Origin of the sequence: Chitinophaga sp. CB10, assembly GCA_001870995.2 — a bacterium.
Lineage (GTDB): Bacteria > Bacteroidota > Bacteroidia > Chitinophagales > Chitinophagaceae > Chitinophaga.
Window position 1 is genome coordinate 658,886 of the sequence record MLAV02000001.1, and the last position, 22,543, is coordinate 681,428.

A 22,543-nucleotide genomic window follows, 5' to 3' on the forward strand; every position below is an offset into this window, starting at 1 on the left:
CTGGTGGCATTCGGTAGTTATCGCATGCTTGGTTGATTTTAGATAGTTGGATAATGATTCTTACAAATTGATACACATAAGCTTGAAAATTTTAAATCGTTACGGTTACTGGCGTGCGGCAAACATTAATGCTTATAGCCAACGGTAATAACATCTTCTTTTATTTCGAATGCAAGGCCATTGATTTCCAGTATTTTTAAAACATCTTCCAGTTTACTGCTACGGGATATTTCCCCGAAGAACCGTTCATCGGGCATTGCGCCGGCGTAGCGGATACGCACGTTGTACCAGCGGGCAACCTCGCGCAGGACGGATTGCAGGTTATCGTTCTTAAAGGAGAACATGTTGTTGATCCAGGCTGTTTCCTTATCGACGTCGGCGCTGACGGTGCGTATGGCGGCATCATTGCTGCAGATGGCTTGCTGGCCGGGCTGTATCACCACTGCGCTGCCTGCATGGCTTACTTTAACGGCGCCCTGCAGGAGGGTGGTTTTATGTTCCGCATCTTCCGGGTAGGCGTTGACGTTAAAACGGGTGCCCAGTACCTGTACGGATTGTGCGCCTGCCTGTACCACGAATGGCCTGGCAGGATCGGCGGCAATATCAAAGCAGGCTTCCCCTTCCAGTTTTACGGTTCTGTTGCCGGCGGCGAATACGGCCGGGTAGGTAAGGCTGCTGGCGGCGTTCAGCCACACGGTGGACCCGTCCGGCAGGATGATTTTATATTTCATTCCGGCGGGGGTGCTGAGGATGTTCTCCTGATTTTGGTTGTTACCTGCGGTGGCAGGAGCTGTTTTATATAAGAGTGTTCCGTCGTCTTCCTTGGAGATGATCACGCCGGGTTGACTGGCAATTTGCCCGCCGGCGGTGCTGTCGAGCCGGATAGTGGTGCCGTCCGCAAGGCGCAGCGTAGGCGCGCCGGTGGCATAAGCCCTGGCTGCCGGTTGTTTGGGCGTGCGCGGTTGTTGCAGGAGGAAGAGGGCGCCACCGCCAATCAGCGCGGCAATGGCTGCTGCTGCGGCCCAGCGGCGTACCGGGAGGCGTTTTACTGGCAGGCTTTTCACCCCCGGGCGTTTTTCCGGCGTGGCCGGTTGACTGATTTCCTCGTGGATGCGTTGGCGTAGCGCGGTTTTCAATCCTTCAAATTCGGTTTCATTCTCCGCGGTGATGAGGTCTTCCTCGGCGTCAAACAAGTCGAAATACGATTCCAGGAAGGCGATTTCCTCGCTGGTAGCGGCGCCTGTCCTAAATCGTTTTAGCATTATTTTAAAAAGTTCCCTTTGCTGTTGGTCCATTTTCGACTGTTTCTATATATATGAGCAGAGAAAATCAAAAGCGCCCATAAAAGTTTTAAATATTTTTATTTTATATATGTTGCTTTTGGGGGGGGAGAAAATTTAGGTGCGCAGGGCAGGGTGGGCGCGTTATTACCGGCAGTCGTACGGGTCGGCCACTCCGTGGGAACGTTGGCGCTGAAAGGGGGACTGGCTCATTACCCGTGGTGGGGCGGTGTTTCGATCGTTTAGGACTTGACTGCGGTGAAACTTTGTTGGTATGTTGCTGCCTAAACGATTTACTGGCTGATCTACCCGCAGGTAAGTAGTCCTTTCATTTCAACCGCCCATCGCAGCAGCCCCTCCGGCACGCTGCCTCATAAGGGCAGCCTGTTGATATCCGGCATACTGCCGCCGTATTCATTCTCCCCAAACGTTCCCATTATCCCAACAGCCATAAATTCTGCGAAGCAAAATAAAAAAAGCAACCACCCTTACTTCATTGTCAAAATAATCGCGATCTGCAGCACAATCAGGGACTCCCGCAGCGTCGACAATGCGCGGCCCATCTGGTTGCGGACCGTCTTCACGGAAATGTCCAGCTGTTCGGCGATTTCCTGGGTGCTGCGCCCCTCCTGGAAGCGGAGCTGGAAGATTAATTTTTGCTGGGGCGGCAAAGTATTGATCAGCGCCTCAAAAGCGGCATGGAACTCCTTGTACAGCACCTGCCCGTCCGCAAGGCCGTGGCTGCGCAAATCATCGCTGTCCTCCGGCAAATCCTCATAGCGGCGCTCCTTTTCCAGCTGCCGGAACACCCCGTTCCGGGTGGCGATTCGTAAATACCCGGGAAGATTTTCGATAGGGGTGTCCTTTTCCCGGCTCCAAAGCTGTACAAATACATCCTGGGCAACGTCCTGGGCCATATCCATATTATGCACCCGCTTGTAGGCGATATTAAAAACATCCTTCCAGTACCGGTTGTATAATACATCGAAAGCAAGGCCGTTCCTTCTGCCGATCTCCGCTAAAAGGTGTTGGTCGCTTGCATGCTGTAATTCATCCCTCCCCATAATTGGGCATAAAACTAAAAATTGTTTCGGTTAAAAAAAGGACCTTTTGTTGAAGAGAAGGCGCTGTTTTGTTAACCCTGCCACTGCAGGCAGCTTATCTTGTATTAACTTTTTCAGCATCACTGCAGCCGGTGTTGTATTTTAAAGGGATATAACAGGAACATGAAAAAACATTACGCGATCACCGCCGCACTGCTGCTGCCGTTACTACCGCTGGCCCTGCAGGCCGCCGCGCCGGCTGCGGATACCTCCCGCCGACAGCCCGCCGATCCGGCGCAACTGGTCATTACCCCCGGTCAACCGCTTTTGAAGGACGAAACCGCCCTCCGGGAAGCCGTCATCAAATGGAGCCGCAAAACCCTGCAGGAAACAGACTACCGTAATATTACCGCCCATCCTTCCGCCAGGTATTTCCCCGGCGCGGTTAAGCCGAATACGCCCGCCGTGGAAAAGGTCATTACGCTGCGCCACGAGCCCCCGGCGGACAGCACCTGGCGCATGCTGCGCCGCATGAACGGCGAGCCGGACGCCTACACGCAATACAGTACCGGGTTGTACGCCCCGGCCGGCCAGGTAGTGGAAATCCGCCTGCCCGCAGCGCTGGCGGAAAGCAAGGAGCTGTTTGTGCAAATAGGCTGTCATACCGACTTCCTCGGCCAGTGGACCGCCGGGAAGTCCAACTGGCGCCGCATGCCGGACATCGTGAAGTACGCCCCGCTGGATAAACCCCTCATCCGCGTGAGCAACCCGTTCGGGGGGCTTATCTACATCAAGTGCAAACCCATGGTAAAAAGCTGGTCCGGCGATATTCGTATCAGCGGCGCCGTTAGCTCCCCCCGCTACATCCGCGGCGTTACTACGGACGAGGAGTGGCAGGCCCAACTGAAAACAAACGGCGCTCCCTGGGGCGAGCTGGGTACTGACCGCATCATCCTCGCCCTGCCGGATTCCGTACTGCAAAAAGTGACCGATCCCAAAAAGGTGGCGGACCTCTGGGATGCCATCATCGGCGCGGAAATGGACCTGGGCCAGTACCCGCAACCCGTGTACCGCCCCATGCGCCTCGTCGTGGATGAGCAGATCAGCGCCGGTTTTATGCACAACGGCTATCCCATCATGGCCCATTGCGATGCCGGCACCCTCAATACCATCGCCAACCCTGAAAAACTCCTGGAGCCCTCCAACGGCGCTTCCAACTGGGGCTATTTCCACGAGATAGGCCACAACCTGCAAAACCCCGACTGGATCATTGCCGGCACCGGGGAAGTGAGCTGCAACTTCTTCGCACTCTACTGCTTCGACCGCCTCATCGGGGACCGGCATGGCGCGCACGGGGAAATGTCCGCCGAAAAGCGGAATGCCCGCATCCGGCAATACTTTGCCGCCGGCCCGGATTACGAAAAATGGAAACGCGATCCCTTCCTGGCCCTTACCATGTTCTGGCAGATACAGGAAGCCTTTGGGTGGGAAGCCTTCAAAGCGTTCATCCGCCGCTACCAGCAAAACCTGGCCACGGACCCGAACCCTTCCTTCGCCAGGAAGGAGGACGCCAAGCGCGATATGTTCGTTCAGGTATTTTCCGAGGTGACAGGGCGCAACCTCGTTCCTTTTTTCAAAGCCTGGGGATTTCCGCTGGGCGCGCAGCTGGAAAAGGAGATGGCCGTATATCCGGCATGGTTACCGTATAATATGAAAGGGGATGTAAAATAATGACGGGCGCTTACAGCGCCCGGATTTTTGAAGGTGGCTACCTGGCAATCGGAAGGGATATTTTTCTGATGGTGAAAGTGGTGATTTTTCTGATGGTGAAGGTGGCTACCCGCCAATCGGAGGGGTATCTTTATCAGCCAGTAAATGTGGCTACTCCCCAATCGTAGGCGCCTTCCAGTTATATTTATCATGCTTCATCTTCCAGATAAATCCATCCAGCACATAATGCGTTACCTGCGGCACCGCCAGCAAAGGCACCAGCAGCATGAGCAGCAGGTTGTCCTCCACTTCCGGTAATTGCTGGAAGAGGGAGAAAAAACGCGTATGCTCCCGCCAGACGAATCCATCCCACAACCCTTCTTCCACAAACGCAAACAACGCAATCAGCCCCAGGAACAGCAGGATGCCCTTGTTGCTGAACACCGCCTGCAGGAATTTATTTCCGCCGGCGGACATATGATATTGCTTGCGGCCATGCGCCCAAACCAGCGCCATATAAGGGATACCGTGACTAATGACGTTCAGCAGCGTGAAGGTAAGGTCGCCCTTGAAATAGATGATCCCGAAATACCAGGAGAGCATGGTGCCCAATACCAGCAACTGTTTGGGAATGTTTACCCATCGCTGTTGTATGCTGTAGTTCATCTCTTTGAGCAGGTAGATGATTACAATTGCGGCATATACCATCCCCAGTAAATGGAGTATGCTGCTGCCGGCAGCAATATAGAAGAAATCCCCCGGTATGAACCAGTTAAACGGGATAGGCCCTTGCAGATGCCAGTACAACAAAGGATAGATGGTGGCTGCGTATATCGTTAACGTATCTACGCTGCGGGAAAATTTACCGGCAGTTTCCTTCCGGCTGTAGATCCGCAGAAACCCGTATTGCTGCCGTACAAAATGATACACCGCCATGTAAGCCAGTATGCGCCAGAACACCAGCGGGCCGGCTGCATAAGCGGCTACGCCTGCCACCCAGGCCAGTATGGGCGCCCAGATGAATAAACGGCTTTGCTTTCGGAAGGCGCCGCCATCAAAATAAGTACGGTAAATGGTGGAGTACACATGCGACACGTCAATGAACAACACCAATATCACCCACCAGGCCACGGTTACGCCCTGCTGCGGCCTGAAGGCGGCCGGGAACAGCAGGATCGCCGCCAGGGCAGCAAAGGGAGGGAGGAGGATGAAACATCCGTCCAGTGTACGGCTATAGATCCAGGGCTGCCTGTGGGCCTTACCCAAGGAGATGGACAAGGGCGTCTGCTGCTTTGTTTCCATGGTAAAAAGCTTCTTCAAAAATGGATATGCCACTCAGGTCGGAATGGGCAAAAAATACATTCGGCCACTGCGACTGTTGCGCCGCGGCCCTGGCAGCTCCAGTGATAAACCCTTTATGGGGGCGGATCATGCCATGGCCCCATACGGTAATGTCCACATCCCGGATCAGTGAGGTAATGCCGGGATGGGGGATTTCCAGGTCGTCCGCAATGAGCTTCGTCCAGTGTTGCGGCGATAAGGCAATGGCGTATTTGCGGGACGCCACCGGGTCCAGGTGATCCAGCGGGAGGTAATACGTCACCACCTGTTTGGCCGGGGCTTCCTGTGAAAGCCGCTGCTGCTGGGCGTTTACATAGCCCAGCGACTTGCCTTTGTAGATTACGTTATCCCAGCAAAGCTGGTAGCCGGAGGATGCGGGAACATAGTCCAGCGTAATGTTGGCCACTAACCAGGGCGAATACACGAAGTCGTGATGGTACGCCCCGCCGGGGATAAGCCGCTGCGTAATAAACTGCGGCGTGGCCAGGATGCAGGCTTTTGCAGCCAGGCGCCTGAGCTGATGCGTATGGGTATCGTAATAATCGACCAGCACTTCCCCGGCGGAAGGCGTGATGCGATACACCACGCAGCCGGTCTGCGTTTGATCCCGGCTGAACTGTTGCAGGTGTTGCACGAGCCGGCCGTTGCCCTGGGGCCAGGTTAGGAGTTGGGAAGTCTCGGCATTAGCGGCTTTGCCCTTGCGGGAAGCAAAATAGTGGATGCCTGCCCAGGCGCTGATGGCCTGGAGGCCGGCGCCGTAATCATCCCGGCAGCAGTAATCCACGTACCAGCGCAGCTCTTCGGAGCGGTAGCCTTGTTGGTCCATCCAGTCGGCCATGGTGAGCTGATCCAGCTGCCGGAAGGTTGCATCCGCGGAACTATTGTCTACCGGGATGTCGAACGCATAGCGCTGGTCGCTGCCTTTTGCCTGGCGCAGCGCTTCCATACTGTCCAGGAAGCGCCTGATTTCCGCCAGCGCTTCCTGGCTGAGGCCCTGCTGCGGCACAAGCCCTTCCTGCCAACGGTTACGGATATACAGTCTTTCTTCGGGGTCATAACAAAGATCCGTTTCGTTGTAGATAGGAAGGCCATCGGGATGGTAGCCCAGCAGTATGCCCGCTTCGGCCAGCAGGTCCAGCAGGGGTTTGTTATCGTTATTGGGGATGGGTAAGTAGTGCGCTCCCAAAGGGTAAGCGCTGTAGGCATTGCTGCCGGAGCTGGCATTGCCGCCGGTATGGGGTTCCAGTTCCAGCAGGCGGAAGTTGGTGACGCCGCTGTGGTGAAGCTTCCTGGCGGCAGTGAGTCCTGCCACGCCGCCGCCAACGATTACGGCATCGGTGTATTCCGTGGCGGAAGGCGCGCCAAACTGCCGGTCCCGCAGCATATGCCCCGTTTTTGCCGAAGCGCCGCTGATGCGGCTGCTGATATGGCCGTACTTATCTTTCTTTTCCATGCAGGCCAGGTATTGGGACAGCGTCACCGTGCCGCCGGCAATGATAGCCATATAGCGGAGAAACTCTTTTCTGCTGATCGTATTACTCCTGGTATTTTCCCCACTCATCTTCAAAGTATTGTACCAGTACCTGGTTGTTTAAGTGATTGGCCAGCACTTTCCGCGGCTGCATATCCGCCGTGAAATCGCGCATCTGGCTGAAAGTGGCGGCAGCAAAATAACGCAGGCCGGCCGGTAAATCCGTGCGGCGTTGCGCCAGCGGCCCTGGCGACGCCATGACATAACCCCATTCCCCGAACGAGGGCACGTAGGTATGATAGGGGATGGTTTGGTAGTTGCACTCCTGCAACGTGGTATTCACGCACCAGAATGCTTTGGGGGCCACATAGGGAGAGGTGGACTGGATGACGACCACGCTGCTGTCCGTCAGCGCGTGGCGCAGTTTACGGTAGAACGCCGTCGTGTACAGCTTGCCCACGGCGTAGTTGCCGGGATCGGGAAAGTCCACGATGACCACATCAAACTGTTCGTTGTTTTCTTTCAGCCATTGAAACGCATCCGCGTTGATGACGCGGACCCGCGGGGATAGCAGGCTGCTGTCGTTCAGGGAGGCGAGCATGCTGTTTTGCCGGAAAAGTTTGGTCATGGCGGGGTCCAGGTCCACGAGGGTGACCTGCTCCACCTCGGGGTATTTGAGCAGCTCCCGCGCCGCCATCCCGTCGCCCCCGCCGAGGATCAGCACCTGGCTGCGTTTGGGGCTGTACAGCATGGCCGGGTGGATGAGCGCTTCGTGATAGCGGTATTCGTCCGCCGAGCTGAACTGCAGGTTGCCGTTCAGGTACAGGCGAAGGTCCAGCCGGCTGTGCGTGAGTACGATCCGTTGGTAAGGGGAGGAGTGCGAATAGATAACCGGGTCCCGGAAGGCCTGGCTTTCCGCAAAGGTCATAATCCGGTCTGCCCATATAAAAAGTCCCGCGAGGAAAACAATACAGGCGATGGCTTTGGCTTTCAGGTAGGCGGCCCATTTAATTTCCTTTTTGAACTTCACCAAAACCACGATTGCCACGGCTACATTGAGGATGCCGAAAAAGCAGGAAGTGCGGATCAGGCCCAGGTAGGGCACCAGCAGCATGGGAAACACGATGGAGGCCAGCAGCGCGCCGATATAATCAAACGTGAACACGCGCGATACGAGGTCCTTGAACTCGTACCGGTCTTTCAGGATGTTCATCAGCAACGGCAGTTCCAGCCCGACGAGCGTGCCGGTGAGGCCTACCAGTAAATACAGGATCAGCCTGAAGGAGGCCGCATGTTCGAACAGGAGGAACAGCGCGGCTGAACTGATACCGCCGATGAGGCCTACGAGAATTTCCAGCTGTATGAACCAGCTAAGCAGGTCCTTTTTGAAGAACCGGGAAAAGTAAGCGCCTATGCCCATGGAAAAGAGGTAGGCGCCGATAATGGTCGAAAACTGCGTTACAGAATCTCCCAACAGGTAACTGGCCAGCGTGCCTGCTACCAGCTCATAAATGAGGCCGCAGGTAGCAATCACGAAGACGGATAATAATAACAGAATTTCCAACGTACAACGATTAACTATGAATGGCAGAACTGATGATCATGCCGATGGCGATAATAAAAGCGCCCACCACGATGGCCAGCGCAATATTTTTATGCTGCACCAGCTCTTTCCAGGTGTTCTCGGGTGTGAGCCGGTCTACCAGCCAGAAGGCGACCACGAGGATCACCACCCCTAATAATGCATACACGGCAGATGCGAGCATGTACTTGAATTGTAATGTTTCCATAGCGATTTATTTGTGATAAAAATAGTGAACGCCGCTGCGCGACCTGGCGGTGCGATCGTTGCCAGGTTTCCAGGTTTCCGTGCTGGTACAGTTACATACCCGGTAACCATAGGTATTGCTGAGGAGCAGGATGACGAGGAAACCAACCAGGATGCAAATGGTTATCTTATCATCTCTCCAGTTAAACGGAAATCGTGAAAAAAGGGATTTCAATTTATCCATAAAATTATTTTTGGTGGTTGATATCGCTGAATGCCCATCGTACGGTCTCCCTGTATTTTTGCCAGGCCAGTAATGCTATCGCCATGCCGGCAAAGAGGAGGCAGAGGAGTACTTCGTTCCAGGCGGTAGGTACGTCCCAGAATACGGTTACATCCGCATGCACGTTGGGACCTGACTTTTCGGTAGCCGTGGTAACCGTAAAATGGTATTGACCGGGCTTTACGCTGCATACAAAGGCCTTCTGCCTGGAATCGCCTTCCGACCAGCTTTCCCCGCCGTCCACACCACGATAATAGGCAGCTTCCAGCGGGATGGTCCTTTCTTCGCCGGTGGTTTCATTCACCAGCGTGAGGTCCATCGCGCACCAGTTGTTTTGCAGGTCGGTCATGATGTCCACCTCGATGTTGCTGGTGCGGCCGTCCAGCTTGAAGGACGGGCTCAACAGGGCTTTATTGATCGTAGAGTCGTTGATATCAAAATGTTCCTGCATGATCTGCCTGTTCTGGCGGTTGCCGTTGAAATGCAGGTAGGAGAAGATGGCCAGCACACAGAAAAGTATGGCGGCGATCCCAAACTCCCGGGGGCGTAATCCTTCCAGGAACGGTTGCGCCGGGGCAATACCAAAGCGGGCCGGCGGGAAGTGCCCGTTCAGGAACGCTTTTTTGATTTCTTTCGGGTAAATGTAAGTGCCTTTGAACGCATCGATGTCAGGCTTAGAGTTGCGATGCGTCATTTCAAAGGAAATCATTTCCGGCGGGCGGATAAATTCCAGGCAGCGGATGTTGCGCTGGTAATCCAGGTCCCAGGGGATTTCCCCTGTGATGTTGATATAGCGGGCGCTGAACCGGTTAAACAGTTCAAACGATTTCCCCTCATGTTCAACGCGGGTGGTTTGTCCGAAGCTGGCCGCCGTGATTTCCGGGAACTCCATGGGGATATTTTCCACCAGCAGCCAGTGGCCGTCGGAAAAGGAGAGGAAAAATACTTTGCGGTCGGTAGTGCGCATGAGTACATACTCGGCCCAGGAATAGCCGGCGCCTACGCCTGCGCGCTCCGTATAGCCGATGACGGTGTATTCATTGCCGCGTAAAGTGCCGGTGGTACCCATGGGTATCAGCTGTTTGATCTTTGACTGGGCTACCTTTCCTGCTTTGGTTGGAAAGCCGGATGCAAAGGAAGACAGCGCACCGCACCTGAGGCAGCCATAGAGGCGGGTATCGGGATGTTGCAGGTCAATGCCCGCATGACAGGCAGGGCAGGTAAAATGTGGCATTTTATCTTCTTATCTGTTGTGATTCATGATGGGTTGTCTGGAAAAAATCATGGATAGCGCTCATGATGGCGGTGGTGATAGCGTCATTGTTTTTCCGGAAGTTGGACAGGAATACATCACAGGTACACAACCCGTATTCGGGCCAGGTATGGATGGAAATATGCGATTCCGTCAGGCAATGCACCGCTGTGAAACCTCCGGCAGGGAAGTCGTGTACGGCATTACCTACTTCTGTAAGTTGATGATCTTGAATCTGGCGGGTGATAAAAGCTTTCCAGTTGTCGCTTTGCTGCAGTAATTCAATCTTATCCGTGTACAGCGTGGTCAACAAATGCAGGCCCGGTTGATATTTCATGGCAGAGAAAATATGTGCATGTTGCAATGTAAAAATTCCTGACGAATTTTTCTTTTTGTTTCAGGAGATCACGGTATATGCGAATTGTATGCCAGATTCCGGTAATATCAAAAAGGGTAAGGCGCGTATAGCCTTACCCGTTGAAGGGTCGCTAATTATTTATTGCTCTTCCTGTTTGCGTTCATACCGCTCTTTGGCCTGTTGGCGGCGTTCGGAGCGATGGGCTTCGTAGCGGTCAAACTGCTCATTGGTCAGCACGCGTTTCAGGGAACTGTCGCGGGTTTGGCTGAGTTGTTTCAGTTGTTTGCTCTTCTCCGCGCGGGGAATTACGTTGTCTTTCCGCAGGGCGGCCATCTTATCGGAAAAGGTTTTATTGATGTCGTACACTTTGCCGTATTGCGCTCCGTTAAGCAATAACCTGGCTTTCATGGAGTCGGTCATGATACGTATATAGTCCCTTTTATCCTGGGAAAAGGTGGGTTCGATGGTGAGGGTGAAAAGGGTTATCAACACTATCCGCTGCATCGCTATTCTTTTCATGTCCTGTTTTTAATATTCAACAATGCCTGAAGGGCATTTGTTCATGGTCCTTATTATCCGTTGAAAATATGCTGATCCGCCTGCCATGGCGGGCGGATCAGGTAGTTAGGTTATTATTCCAGTACGAGTATGCCGCTGGCGGTGTACCGATATTCTTTCTGCGGCGCGGTGATGGCGTCGATTTCTGCCTGCGGTTTCTTCGCGTCCGCAGCATAGTGGCGCAGTTCGGCTACCGGCGTGATTTCCTGGTAGGCAAGCCCGTCCAGCACGATGGTTCTGCCTTTGATATCGAGCGGTACAAAGAAGGCGTAGTCCTTCATTTTCACGAAGGCGGTGGTACTGTCATTTACCTGCAGCTTCATCCAGCAGCCTTTCTTGGGGCATACGTCCAATACTTTGGCTTTGATTTTTACGGCTACCTTGCCGGTATCGTTTTTCAGCAAAGCGGGGATTTCGGCGGCATTGACCGCGCCTGCGGCCGTGGCGCCGGCGCCATAGGTACTGTTGGGTTTTGCGGGTCCTTTAGGGGGCTGCGCAGAGAGGCCGTTGGCAATGCAGACGGCCATGAGCAGGAAGATTATTTTTTGCAGCATAGCGATAAATCAATTTCCGGCTAAGATACAAAAGTTTGCTGTTCATCGCTTACCGGTGGCGGATTTCCACGGATCCGCCGAAAGGCAGCACCGGCACCATGGCTGCCAGTTCCTGCGCCTGCTCATCGCTTGCGGCGGCAATGTACATAAAGCTGACTACGCGCTGCCCCTTTTCCTGGATTACGCCGGCTGCGGCCTGGTTGGCGGTGACCACGTACCCGGGTTTTACGACCGGCGTTCCGGAGAGGTAATGATTGGCTGCTTTCCATTTCTCCACCAATTCGTCCCAGCCTTTACGTACGGTAGCAACATCTTCCTGTGTGAGTTCTTCAGGGTTTACCCTGGTGATAAATACATATTCGTTCATGGTACAATCATTTTGTACCGTAAAATTATGGGGAGATGGGAGGGCAAAATTGTAAAAAAGCATTTTTTACCATTCCTCTCCGCGGGCGAAAAAGTCGAGGGGAGTAGTGCCGGTAAACCGGCGGAAGTCCTTGATAAAATGCGACTGATCAAAGTATCCTGCCTCGTAAGCCAGGCTGGTGAGGGATTGTGTGGGCGCCTGCCGGATAATATGCCGGAGTTTCACAATGGTCGCGTACTGTTTGGGGGTAGCGCCTACGGCGGCCCGGAACCGTTTTTCCAATGGGTCCTTGCTGATATAGAGGGCAGATGCCAGTTCCGTGATGCGGAGTTGCCCGCGGCTGTGCTGTATTTTTTCGAGGGCGGCTTCCACGAGGGGATCGCCAGCGGAAGGCTGTAAGCGCAGCAGCCACTGGTCCGCAAGGGCGGCCATGGCCGGCAGGTCAGGGGCGGACTGCAGCCGGTCGGCCAATTCCCGGAGTTTTTCCGCCGGGATAAAGTTATCCAGTGCTACGAGCTGACTGTTTACTTCATGCAGCGGCGCTTTGATGAAGGCTGCGGCGCGGCCGGGTTGGAAGGTGATGAGGAACCAGGCGGAATCCGGCCGGTAATGCATATGCTGCGCGGTTTTGCGGATGCCGGCAATGCCGTGGTCGCCCAGCGTTTGTACGTGATCGTTATTAGTATGTTCTATGCTGCCGGTAAGCCGGAAGGAGAGGGAGATCCCGGTTCCCGGCAGCACGGTATTTACCTTTCCGGCGCCGCTGCAGATCAGCAGGTAGTTGGCCACGTATGGCCGTAGCTGCGGGCAGGGTGGGGAGGAAAGGAATTGCATGGGATGTTTGTTTGTGTAAAGGTAGTTATTTGTGGGTGGAAATTTTGCGGGACCTTTTGCGGTTACGGCGGCGGAATTGTTTCATTTGCTTTTTGGAGTGCTGTGGCATGCATCTGTTACAGCATTTGTGCGTAATGGTCCTATTTCTGTTTGGACAGGTCCGGCTGGCAGCCGTTACACCCTTTGCCGGGTTGTGCGTAATTGTTCCATTTACTCTTTGGACAGGTCCGGCTGGCAGCCGTTACACCATTTGCGACTGCCGCGGTACCCTGATTATCCCATTCACCAGGGCTTTCCACTGCGCTTTGGACAACCCCGCCATGGCCCCCAGCCCAACAAAGAAGTTCCGTACAGCATCCCAGAAAGATTCAGCGCGGGTGTTTGGCTTTTCGTTCCTGCCCAGCACACTGGCTTCCAGCACAGGGCCGTATTGGGTTAATACAAAAGAAGAAGTAGCATCCCGCTGGAAGAAGTGCGATACGTTCGGGTCCACGTCCTTCGGCGGCTTAAACGGCCTTACCCGCATGCCGAGGAAACTCATGGCTCCATGCTGGTCCGTTTGTTCTTCGATCTTCTCCACCTGTACCCAGTCGTACCCTTTGCCACTGGCAGTACCCGGCCCCGGGATGTTGATGCGGATATGATCCCCTTCCCGTGCGTGCCGATTCACTTTTTCGCCATCGGGGCCAATGAGTTCAAAGGTGGCGGTGAGGTCGCCGCTGATGTTATGCCAGTTATTTACATCCAGCAGGCGTTCCCGGGCGATGTTGTACATGGCCCGCGCCTCCTGGTCTGATGCCGCTTTTACGCTGCTGCTGGTGTTGGACTGGCCTCCTTCCGTCTGTTCAGGAATAATGCTTTGGTTTATTTTGGGAAAATGCTCCATAGGATGATGTTTTGTAAAATGGTGTTTATTAATAGGATAAGCTTGTTTTAATAGGATGATTGAGTAAACATGAATGATTAAATAAACATGACTTTAAAGGATCATTGCATAGCCATGACTTTAATTGGATGATTAAATAAACATGACTTTAATACGATGATTATATAAACATGACCTTTAAAGGATCATTGCATCACCATGACTTGAATACAATGATTGTATAAACCTGCTTTCCACTAAACAGGCCGGCCAAGAATAATGCCTTAATACTCCGCAACCGCGCCAGCATAGCCAATCCGCGTACCGGCGCGGAACGGGAAAGCCCGCCGGTATGGAATCTCTGCCATGCCCGATGTGGACGCCGGCACTCATCCTGTAGCGCAACAACTACACTCAAGGTTCGCTCTGGCAGCATCAGCCATATCGGCCGAAAGCAGCTACAGCCGCCAGGATCCGGTACTATAGCGGTACCCCGGATATTACATTAATTTAACAATGTTTTGCCCCGGGTGGGCAGAATTTTGCTTTTTTACCGGTTGAATAAATTAGATGACGAAGACTTTTAATCACTAAAAATTTTAGTGTCATGATGCATTGAGGTAACAATACCGGGAAACATCAGGATCAACATCGTGAAAGGTCATCCGGAAAAGAATCCAAAAGGATGGCGGACAAAAAGAATCCCGCAAGGGATTTGCATGAGGAACGACCAGTTGACCAGATGGAACACGGTATAACAGAAAGAAGCCATAACCCTAAACGCAAGGGTGGGCATTAGACTGATTTGCCCGCTGGCATGAAAAAAGGTTTGGCATTCATCGCGCTGATAGCGTCATGGCAAAAATGTAAAGCATTTGCCCATGACGCTATTAGTTTATAGTCCTTATCGACCAAAGAGCTAGCCAGGGAATTTCCATCGGCCGGAAATTAAAGGGAGTTCCATTGCCATGCTTGCCGCAGTTGGATAATTCTACTTCTGTAGATGGAGGGCCGGTGGCATGTTCCCTGGTTTTTTTGCTGCTTCATCACTACGTCACACGCCTGATCCGTTCTTTTAATATTACTCCATCCCTACGGCGCCTACACTACTTCATCACTACGTCACCTGCCTAAAACCTTAGAAACCAGTTAAATTGCTGCTATCTTTAGCCTCTATGAAAAAATGGTTCATCGCTTTTTTACTGTTACTGTCTGCCGTCGTTCATGCGCAGCAACCTTTCCACGTAATTGCCTTTTACACCGGTGTCAATGACCAGGCCCATATCAGTTTTGTGGCGGAAGCCAACAAATGGTTTGCCGCTCAGGCCCCTAAAAACAATTTCACCTACCGGGCTACCAATAACTGGGACCTGCTCAACACAGATACCCTGAAAAACTACCAGGTCGTCCTGTTCCTGGATACCCGGCCTGAAAAGCCGGCCCAGCGCGCCGCTTTCCGTCAGTATATGGAAAATGGCGGGGCATGGATGGGTTTTCATTTCGCCGCTTTCGCACTCACGCCATCAGCCATTCCGGCTAACTGGGACTGGTACCATAACGCCTTCCTCGGGTCCGGACAGTTTGTGAGTAATACCTGGCGGCCTTCCATCGCTTACCTCCGGGCCGAGCAGCCGCAGCATCCCGTAACTGCCGGCCTGCCGGAAGTATTTACGACTGCCCCGAATGAGTGGTACCGCTGGTCAAACGACCTCCGGAAAAACCCGGATATCACCATCCTGCTGTCTATCGACAGTGCCAGCTTTCCCCTCGGCACAGGGCCTAAACCCAGTGAGATATGGCATAGCGGGTACTATCCCGTGGTATGGACGAATAAGAAATACAAAATGGTGTATATGAACATGGGGCATAATGATATCGATTATGAGAATCATAATAAGAAGGAATTATCCTTTACGTTCGATAACAGGAATGAATCGGATTTGATATTACAGGCACTGCGCTGGTTAGGGGAGGGCAAGCCCTGATTATATGCCGCATTTACTCACAACTACGGCAGGCGGATTGTGCCGCCTGGCGTAGTTATTCAAGGTTCTCCCCCTGCCGTAGTTATTCAATCTTCCCCCACACCACATCTGGCACTACCGCCCTCTCCCGCATCTGATACGGTCCAACTTCTCACATCTGCATCTGTTTTGCTGTCGTATTTTTCTCAACCTTTGCAACAGTTAAACCTTACCCGATATGCAGTTCCGTTACTTCCAGGCAGATGCATTCACTGCCGCTCCATTTAAAGGCAACCCTGCCGCTGTATGCCTACTCAACGAGATGCCCCCTGACGCTGTCCTCTCAAACATCGCCAAAGAATTACAATTACCCATGACGGCCTTCCTCTTAAAACAGCAGCACGACTACCAGCTACGCTGGTTTTCCCCGGCTGGCACGGAGTCGCAACTCTGCGGCCATGCCACCCTCGCCAGCGCGCACATCCTTTGGGAAACCGGCGCCCTGCCAACGGATAAGGCTATACGCTTCCACACCGTAGCCGGCCTGCTCACCGCCACCCGTGGCAACGACGGCTGGATTACGATGGATTTCCCAGGTTTCGATACAACCCCCGAAACGGATACCGCCGTTTTTTCCAATATCTTCCCCAACCTCACCGCCCTGTACCGCACCGGTGGCGGGCGTTACCTGGCGGAGCTGCCAAACGAAGCAGCCGTGCGTGACTATACGCCGGATTTTCACCTGCTAAACCCCTATAAAGTAATTATCACCGCCCTGGCAGATGCCGGCAAGCCATACGATTTCGTATCCCGGTTCTTTTCGCCTGTGAGCGGCGTTCCGGAAGATGCCGTGACCGGCTCCGCGCACAGTGCGCTGGTACCATTCTATGCAAAGAAATTAGGTAAAACATCCTTCAACGCTTTACAGGTATCCCCGCGGGGCGGCGAGCTGCGCGTAGCGCTGAAAGGGGACAGGGTGGAGATTGCCGGCCAGGCGGTAACCGTAGTGGAAGGGGTACTGCGGTACTAACGGTAACGATACTACGAAAAATAGAGGCGTGTGTACCGGCAACAGCATAGGCAAAGCCCGGAACACACGCTTGTTATGCTCAGGATGAAAGGCTGATGCATGGCAATGCCTCAAACCAGCCATCATCCGCTTACTTTATTCCAAAAACAAATCCTTCTGCAACCTTCCTCCCGGCATCATTGCATACTGATCAAAATCCTGCACCCCGGCGGACTGCAATACTTCTTCATCAATCAATGTAAACCCGGTATAGGTACCCGACGGTTGCTGCAAAATATAATGCGCCGCATCCGCTACAATATCCGGCGTCCGGCTCATGTTCACCAGCGCATCTCCGCCCAGCAGGTTCTTTACCGCCGCCGTAGCAATGGTAGTAGCCGGCCAGAGCGCATTGGAAGCAATCCGGTACTGCTGCAATTCCGCCGCCCAGCCCAGGGCCAGCATACTCATATTATATTTGCTGATAGTGTACGCCACATGTGGGCCCAGCCATTGCGGCGCTACATTCACAGGAGGAGAGAGCGTCAGGATGTGCGGGTTATTGCCGTTCTTCAGGAAGGGTATGCAATGCTGCGTCATCAAAAATGTTCCCCGCACATTAATATCATGCATGAGGTCAAATTTTTTGGCGCTGGTTTGTTCAGTATTGGTCAGCTGTATCGCGGAAGCATTGTTGATCAGGATATCAATACCGCCAAATGCTGCTACCGCCTTGGTTACAGCGGCGGCAATCTGCGCTTCGTCCCTTATATCTACCTGTACGGCGAGGGCTTTGCCACCGGCGGCTTCCACCTCCGCGGCAGCGCTGTGAATGGTGCCGCCCAACCTGGGATCTTCTTCCACGCTTTTGGCTGCGATAACTATGTTAGCGCCACCCGCGGCCAGTTTTAGGGCGATGGCTTTACCAATGCCCCTGCTGGCGCCGGTAATAAAAACAGTTTTTTGCTGAAAACTCATAACCTGTGGCTTTTAATTACCAAAGGAATTTAAGCATTCTTTCCCGGCCGGCAAAAACAAAACCTAGGCAGGCTGCATGCCGCCGCCATCCTGCTTATCCAGCTCCCGGGCATGTTTCCGGCGGTGGGATACGAATACGGCTACCGCCACCGCGCCCGCAATGCCCTGCAGCAATACGGTGAACTTAGGGCCGGCAATATTCGCCAGCGCCCCCGCCAGCAGGCTGCCCACAGGGATCATGCCCTGGTAGGCCATAATGTAATAACTGATAGCCCTGGCCCGCATCTGTGGCTGCGCGTGGGTTTGTATATAAGTGTTGATGGCCGATGTCTGCGCCATCATCCCAATGCCGGAACAGGTCATAAACACCAGCGCCAGCGGCAACCAGCCGGCGTAGGAGAGCAGCAGTAAGCTCAGGGAGAATATACAGCTGGCAGTAACGAGTATCCTGATCATATCCTTACCAGGCTTGAGCCGCGCCATATAGATAGCGGAAATAATCGAACCCACCCCGGCGGCGCTTTCAAACCAGCTGAATGTACGGGCATCGCCATGAAATATATCCTTCGCAAACATCGGCATCAGCGTGTTAAACGGCATTACCAGCAAACTGCTGGCCGTCAGCATGAGCAACAGGCTGCTCAGGTCCCTGTCATGCGAAATATAATGGAACCCGGCACGCAGCTCCGTCCAGATACTGGTTTCCGACTTGCTCACCACCGGCACATCCAGCTTCATCATAAACAGCGAAATCATAATCGGAATATAGCTGAAGAAGTTGAGGGCAAAACACACATTCTCTCCCCAGTAACTGAGGATAATCCCGGCCAGCGCCGGCCCGGCAATACGGGCAAAATTCATCATGGTGGAGTTCAGCGCAATAGCGTTCGGGAGGTCCTCCCGGCTGGTCACCATATCCACCATCAGGCTTTGGCGGCAGGTCACATCAAAGGCGTTGATGATACCCAGCAACAGGGTCAGTAAAATGATACCGGTGATATTATAGTACCTGAAATATACCAGCAGCGCAAGGGCCAGCGCCTGCAACATAGAAATTACCTGCGTGCGCACCAGCACCTTGTACCGGTCATGCCGGTCTATAAAACTGCCTGCATAAGGGGCTAATACCAGGGAGGGGATCAAACCCGCAAAACTCACTACACCCAGCAGCAACGCGGAGCCGGTAAGGCGGTACACCAGCCAGCAAACAGCGGTTTTCTGCATCCAGGTGCCTATCATTGATACCGATTGCCCGGAGAAGAACAAGCGGAAATTACGGGATCTTAAAGAGCGAAATACGTCCATATAAAGGTTTTTCCAGATGATCACTTAGCAGTAGGGCGACTGCTGCCATTCATTTTCGGACACAAAATTCCTATATTTACATTAATTAGTTAAATAGATTGTTTTAATCGTTTCCATTAGTAAAACCGATCAGTATGGAACTGCGCCAGTTAAAGTACTTTGTACATGCCGCGGAAAAAGGCAATTTCACCGCCGCCGCCGAAGAGCTGTATATCACCCAATCTACCCTGTCCCAGCAAATCATGCAGCTGGAATCGGAACTCAATACCCACCTGTTCGACCGCATCGGGCGCAAGGTGCGGCTAACGGAAAGCGGCCAGGTGATGCTGGAACATGCGCGCTTTGTACTGGCCGAGGTAGACAAGACGCGGCAGGCCATCGAGGACCTGCAGGGGCTCCTCACAGGGGAACTGCGCATCGGCGTTACCTACGCATTCACCGCCCTTTTGCTGCCCCTGCTCACCAGCTTCCCTAAAAAATATCCCGGGATACGCCTCCGCATTGTGTACGCAGCGCCCGATGAGCTGATGCCCAAACTCCTCGCGGCAGATCTTGACATTGTACTTACCTTCCATACCTCCGGGCAGGATGAAGCCCTGAACATGGTGCCCCTGCTAAAATCGCGTATAGTCATGGCCGTTAGTAAAAATCACCGCCTGGCAAGCGCCAAAAGCCTGCCCATTGAAGCCCTCAAAGGAGTCGATATGATCCTGGCCACCCGGGGCTACAGCTCCCGGGATTTCCTGGACGAAATCCTGTACAAACACAATATCAGCTTAAGCGTGGGTATTGAAATGAACGATGTGCACTCCCTGCTGTCCCTGGTGGAAAAAGGACATTGGGCCACCCTGCTCAACGAGCGTGCAGTAGCCGGCTGGAAGAATATCGTAGCTATTCCCGTAAAAGGGAAGGAGTGGGAGCGGAGGTCCTATATCATCACACAGAAAGGAACCCATCCAAAAAAGTCAGCGGTCCGTTTCATAGAGGAACTCCTGAAACTGACCGCTAACGAAAGGGAACGTGAGAAATAAATATGGAAATGGGACAAGTGGTTCGTCCATGCGCTGCTTAGTTATGCTCATTGCGCAGCGCCAGCGTGCTAATCCGGAAATACTCCTTAAAATCCCGCTTAAAGTCAGCAATGCTGTTCGCAGCAGTACTCACCGTTCCATCCGCGCTGACGGATGGCTGGTACCCGCACAGGGCGGCAATAATTTCTTCATCGTCATTAGTGGTGGTCAGCTGGCGGAAAGCCCAGTCCATACGCTCCATCTTCACATAATCATGAATAGAGCAGTACATCACCGCCTGGAAATGATCGTTCAGGTCCTGGAAGGGTTTGCGGAACCGCTCCGCCAGGTATAGCTCCATGTCAAACATATGCAGGTTGCCGTCAATCGCATCCGCGATCTGCTGGGCATAATCCCTTTCCAGCTGGGATATTTCCTGGCCCTTCCCTTCTATCAGCTCGTTCAGGAAGTTGCACATATAATTGACGGCGTGGCGGTAAATGTACCGCTGGCCGAACTGGCGCAGGTCGTGGCACTCCAGCATGCGGCGTTTGGCCACTTCCCGGATGTGATTCATGCTGATGTTGCGGTCCTGCACCTTGTCGGTAGTGCTGATGTCCATCCAGCGCTTAAACCGCCTCATTTCCGGATAAGTCTTGCACATGCGGTCAATATACTTGGGCCAGATGGTAATATAGAAGATTTCCGCAATGCCTCCCTCTACCACCGTGGTGTTAACGCCTTTGGCTACCTGGTACAGCGCCATGCTGCCGGCATTGCTGTTGCCCACGTCCACGATATTCCCATCCGCGGTTTGCACCATGTAATGGGCGGACTGGTTGATGGCCAGGATCGGCAGGTAACTTTCCACTTTCAGGATGGTGCCGGCTGGCAGGTGATGCATGTCTTTACTGATGCAAATGCCGTAGAGGTCGAGCTTTTGTTCCAATACCCAGCCATGTTCATCCCGGTCGAGATACACCCGCGCCGGGCGCCAGATATATTTCTTCAGATCGTCGTGAACGATTGTTTCAGCAGGGTAGTCCTTACCCTTTGAATGGAGCAGAAGTTTTCTTTCCCTCATTTTTTGAACGTAGTTTTAATGGTATTCACCATTTTGAGACTTTAATTTCAAAGGCGCAGGTAGTTGTATTAGCAACTATTGCAAGGGGATAAAGACACTGCATTTCGGGGCAGGTACCAGAAATTTAAAAATCGTTAACAAAAAAGTTAGTCTTCGGCGGAAAGCTGCAGTAATTTATTGACAGTGGCCCAATTGCGGGTGGTTGCCACGGTTTTTAGCTTCTTTTCCAGCAGCATATTGGTAAAAAGCGGTTTGGGATGGTCTTTGGCAATGGAGATATAGACCTCCCGGCCGGCAATAACAAAGGATTCCCCGGGGGATTGCAGGGCTAAAAACGGGGGCTGCAACTCCGCAGCCGGCGGCTCGTGGAGGAACGCGATATACAGTTTACGGGATTCTTCCGCTCCCATCTCCCCGTAAGGATGGGAGCCAATAAGCGCCTCTATCTCCTTCGGGCGCCGCAGTATTACATCCACGGGGTAACCGAGTGCCTGTTCCAGCGTGCATTCTATCTTCTTGCGTAAAGTTTTTTCTGTTGTTTTTTTTGTTAGGAAGATGATATTGCCGCTCTGGATATACGTACGGACCTGCTCAAATCCCATCGCCTCAAACTGCCGGCGCAACCATTCCATCTTAATGATACGCTGACCGCTTACATTGATCCCTCGTAACAACGCGATATAGGTTTCCATTTACAAATACTTTAGATACTTGTAAATATATTACTTCAGCCATAGAATCAAAAATTTAGGCCGCTGCAAGGGCAGCGGCCAATGACCAAAAATTCAAGAAATGGATGGATGGATGGATGTTTCTCCGCAGGCAGGGTGCCTTAAACCGTTATTGCGCTTTATCTTGTTTCTTCTTTTTCAATGACAGGTCCGTTACCTCTACAAAGCGTATAGCCGTGTCCGATGTAATGGTGACGTTGGTGAAAGTTTTATTAAACACCTTCGTTTTCTCCCCGTCAGTAAAGCGGATGGCCAGCGTGCAATCCAGGTCCAGCTTGTTGCGCGTAGGCGGGTCTACATACACGCGGATAAAGGTGTCCTGGATGTCCTCCAGCTTGTACTTTTCCGGACTCATGGTCAGCGGAATCTTCTTCTCCCAGACGTTCGCCCATTTTTCTACCGCATCATTTTTAGCGAGGATGTAATCCTTGTCGTCATTGTAGTTGTGAAAGCCTACCCTGACGCTCATCAGGCCGTTGGGATCCTTTTCGCAATTCACCGTGCGGATCGTAAACTTTGCCTCCAGGATGTCCTGTTTACTGTCCGGATGGTTGGTCTGCGCCTTCGCCGCCAACCCTGCCGTGGTCATCAGACCAATAGTCAATAGACGAATAAGCATGGTACGTACGTTTCCGTGATGAAAAAATATATTGCCAAACCCTGACGTTTGGCCTACATCTTTTCATAAGCGCAAAACTAGCATTATAGTACTAGAAATTAATAAATCATTAACAAAAAATTTTTACCCGCCATGGGTAAGGGTTTCAGCGCCTTGATC

At 52.9% G+C, this 22,543-nt stretch carries 24 protein-coding genes; 5 read left to right on the forward strand and 19 right to left on the reverse strand.

What is annotated here, in order from left to right; all coding sequences use genetic code 11:
* Nucleotides 1-125: 125 nt before the first annotated feature.
* Nucleotides 126-1,262: a FecR family protein gene (locus BOC67_RS02685; protein WP_291906937.1), complete on the reverse strand. Its 1,137-nt coding sequence runs from the start codon at nt 1,260-1,262 to the stop codon at nt 126-128.
* Between the two features lie 506 nt (nt 1,263-1,768).
* Nucleotides 1,769-2,344 carry an RNA polymerase sigma factor gene (locus BOC67_RS02690; protein WP_291906939.1) on the reverse strand — a complete coding sequence of 192 codons (576 nt, stop codon included), beginning with the start codon at nt 2,342-2,344 and terminating at the stop codon, nt 1,769-1,771.
* Between the two features lie 162 nt (nt 2,345-2,506).
* Here BOC67_RS02690 and BOC67_RS02695 point away from each other — a divergent pair, with 162 nt between their 5' ends.
* On the forward strand, nt 2,507-4,054 hold the full coding sequence (locus BOC67_RS02695) for a M60 family metallopeptidase (RefSeq protein WP_291906941.1): 1,548 nt from the start codon (nt 2,507-2,509) through the stop codon (nt 4,052-4,054).
* On the forward strand, nt 4,054-4,221 hold the full coding sequence (locus BOC67_RS02700; RefSeq protein WP_291906943.1) for a hypothetical protein: 168 nt from the start codon (nt 4,054-4,056) through the stop codon (nt 4,219-4,221). Before BOC67_RS02695 ends, BOC67_RS02700 begins: the two co-directional genes overlap by 1 nt.
* Here the strand turns inward: BOC67_RS02700 and BOC67_RS02705 are convergent.
* The 12 genes from BOC67_RS02705 to BOC67_RS02760 all read right to left on the reverse strand — a co-directional run bounded on the left by BOC67_RS02705 (nt 4,205) and on the right by BOC67_RS02760 (nt 13,705).
* Nucleotides 4,205-5,335, reverse strand: a complete 1,131-nt coding sequence (locus BOC67_RS02705) for a hypothetical protein (RefSeq protein WP_291906945.1) — start codon at nt 5,333-5,335, stop codon at nt 4,205-4,207. The genes BOC67_RS02700 and BOC67_RS02705 overlap by 17 nt on opposite strands.
* A complete protein-coding gene (locus BOC67_RS02710; protein WP_291906947.1) occupies nt 5,292-6,935 on the reverse strand; it encodes an FAD-dependent oxidoreductase in 1,644 nt (547 codons plus the stop codon). Before BOC67_RS02710 ends, BOC67_RS02705 begins: the two co-directional genes overlap by 44 nt.
* Nucleotides 6,910-8,409 carry a polyamine aminopropyltransferase gene (locus tag BOC67_RS02715; protein WP_291906949.1) on the reverse strand — a complete coding sequence of 500 codons (1,500 nt, stop codon included), beginning with the start codon at nt 8,407-8,409 and terminating at the stop codon, nt 6,910-6,912. The genes BOC67_RS02710 and BOC67_RS02715 overlap by 26 nt, the downstream gene beginning before the upstream one ends.
* Nucleotides 8,410-8,419: 10 nt before the next feature.
* Nucleotides 8,420-8,635 (reverse strand): DUF350 domain-containing protein, encoded by a 216-nt coding sequence (locus BOC67_RS02720; protein WP_291906950.1) that lies wholly within the window; start codon nt 8,633-8,635, stop codon nt 8,420-8,422.
* A gap of 6 nt (nt 8,636-8,641) precedes the next feature.
* A complete protein-coding gene (locus BOC67_RS02725; protein WP_291906952.1) occupies nt 8,642-8,857 on the reverse strand; it encodes a hypothetical protein in 216 nt (71 codons plus the stop codon).
* Nucleotides 8,858-8,861: 4 nt separating this feature from the next.
* A complete protein-coding gene (locus tag BOC67_RS02730) occupies nt 8,862-10,130 on the reverse strand; it encodes a DUF4178 domain-containing protein (protein WP_291906955.1) in 1,269 nt (422 codons plus the stop codon).
* Nucleotide 10,131: 1 nt separating this feature from the next.
* Complete coding sequence (locus BOC67_RS02735; protein WP_291906956.1) at nt 10,132-10,485, reverse strand: S-adenosylmethionine decarboxylase family protein; 354 nt, start codon at nt 10,483-10,485, stop codon at nt 10,132-10,134.
* Between the two features lie 159 nt (nt 10,486-10,644).
* Nucleotides 10,645-11,025: a hypothetical protein gene (locus tag BOC67_RS02740; RefSeq protein WP_291906957.1), complete on the reverse strand. Its 381-nt coding sequence runs from the start codon at nt 11,023-11,025 to the stop codon at nt 10,645-10,647.
* A gap of 113 nt (nt 11,026-11,138) precedes the next feature.
* Nucleotides 11,139-11,618, reverse strand: a complete 480-nt coding sequence (locus tag BOC67_RS02745; protein WP_291906959.1) for a DUF4920 domain-containing protein — start codon at nt 11,616-11,618, stop codon at nt 11,139-11,141.
* A gap of 49 nt (nt 11,619-11,667) precedes the next feature.
* Nucleotides 11,668-11,985 carry a hypothetical protein gene (locus BOC67_RS02750; RefSeq protein WP_291906962.1) on the reverse strand — a complete coding sequence of 106 codons (318 nt, stop codon included), beginning with the start codon at nt 11,983-11,985 and terminating at the stop codon, nt 11,668-11,670.
* Between the two features lie 66 nt (nt 11,986-12,051).
* The gene (locus BOC67_RS02755) at nt 12,052-12,819 is read right to left on the reverse strand and encodes a helix-turn-helix transcriptional regulator (RefSeq protein WP_291906965.1); all 768 of its coding nucleotides are present in this window, start codon (nt 12,817-12,819) and stop codon (nt 12,052-12,054) included.
* A 241-nt stretch (nt 12,820-13,060) separates the two neighbouring features.
* Nucleotides 13,061-13,705: a hypothetical protein gene (locus BOC67_RS02760; protein WP_291906968.1), complete on the reverse strand. Its 645-nt coding sequence runs from the start codon at nt 13,703-13,705 to the stop codon at nt 13,061-13,063.
* A 1,154-nt stretch (nt 13,706-14,859) separates the two neighbouring features.
* Here BOC67_RS02760 and BOC67_RS02765 point away from each other — a divergent pair.
* Together BOC67_RS02765 and BOC67_RS02770 are read left to right on the forward strand one after the other, a co-directional pair.
* Nucleotides 14,860-15,669, forward strand: coding sequence for a ThuA domain-containing protein (locus BOC67_RS02765; RefSeq protein WP_291906971.1), 810 nt, complete (start codon nt 14,860-14,862; stop codon nt 15,667-15,669).
* A 217-nt stretch (nt 15,670-15,886) separates the two neighbouring features.
* On the forward strand, nt 15,887-16,678 hold the full coding sequence (locus BOC67_RS02770; protein WP_291906974.1) for a PhzF family phenazine biosynthesis protein: 792 nt from the start codon (nt 15,887-15,889) through the stop codon (nt 16,676-16,678).
* A gap of 135 nt (nt 16,679-16,813) precedes the next feature.
* Here BOC67_RS02770 and BOC67_RS02775 read toward each other — a convergent pair whose 3' ends face one another.
* Together BOC67_RS02775 and BOC67_RS02780 are read right to left on the reverse strand one after the other, a co-directional pair.
* On the reverse strand, nt 16,814-17,635 hold the full coding sequence (locus tag BOC67_RS02775) for an NAD(P)-dependent oxidoreductase (protein WP_291906976.1): 822 nt from the start codon (nt 17,633-17,635) through the stop codon (nt 16,814-16,816).
* 63 nt (nt 17,636-17,698) lie between these two features.
* The gene (locus BOC67_RS02780; RefSeq protein ID WP_291906979.1) at nt 17,699-18,940 is read right to left on the reverse strand and encodes an MFS transporter; all 1,242 of its coding nucleotides are present in this window, start codon (nt 18,938-18,940) and stop codon (nt 17,699-17,701) included.
* A 134-nt stretch (nt 18,941-19,074) separates the two neighbouring features.
* Between BOC67_RS02780 and BOC67_RS02785 the strand changes: the two genes are divergently transcribed.
* Complete coding sequence (locus tag BOC67_RS02785) at nt 19,075-19,971, forward strand: LysR substrate-binding domain-containing protein (protein WP_291906980.1); 897 nt, start codon at nt 19,075-19,077, stop codon at nt 19,969-19,971.
* A 37-nt stretch (nt 19,972-20,008) separates the two neighbouring features.
* Here the strand turns inward: BOC67_RS02785 and BOC67_RS02790 are convergent, their stop codons facing one another.
* From BOC67_RS02790 to BOC67_RS02800, 3 genes are all read right to left on the reverse strand, one after another.
* Entirely contained in the window at nt 20,009-21,034 is a 1,026-nt protein-coding gene (locus BOC67_RS02790; RefSeq protein ID WP_291906982.1) for a hypothetical protein, read from the reverse strand.
* Nucleotides 21,035-21,180: 146 nt separating this feature from the next.
* A complete protein-coding gene (locus tag BOC67_RS02795) occupies nt 21,181-21,726 on the reverse strand; it encodes a DUF1697 domain-containing protein (RefSeq protein ID WP_291906984.1) in 546 nt (181 codons plus the stop codon).
* Nucleotides 21,727-21,874: 148 nt separating this feature from the next.
* The gene (locus tag BOC67_RS02800; RefSeq protein WP_291906987.1) at nt 21,875-22,384 is read right to left on the reverse strand and encodes a hypothetical protein; all 510 of its coding nucleotides are present in this window, start codon (nt 22,382-22,384) and stop codon (nt 21,875-21,877) included.
* Nucleotides 22,385-22,543 lie beyond the last annotated feature (159 nt).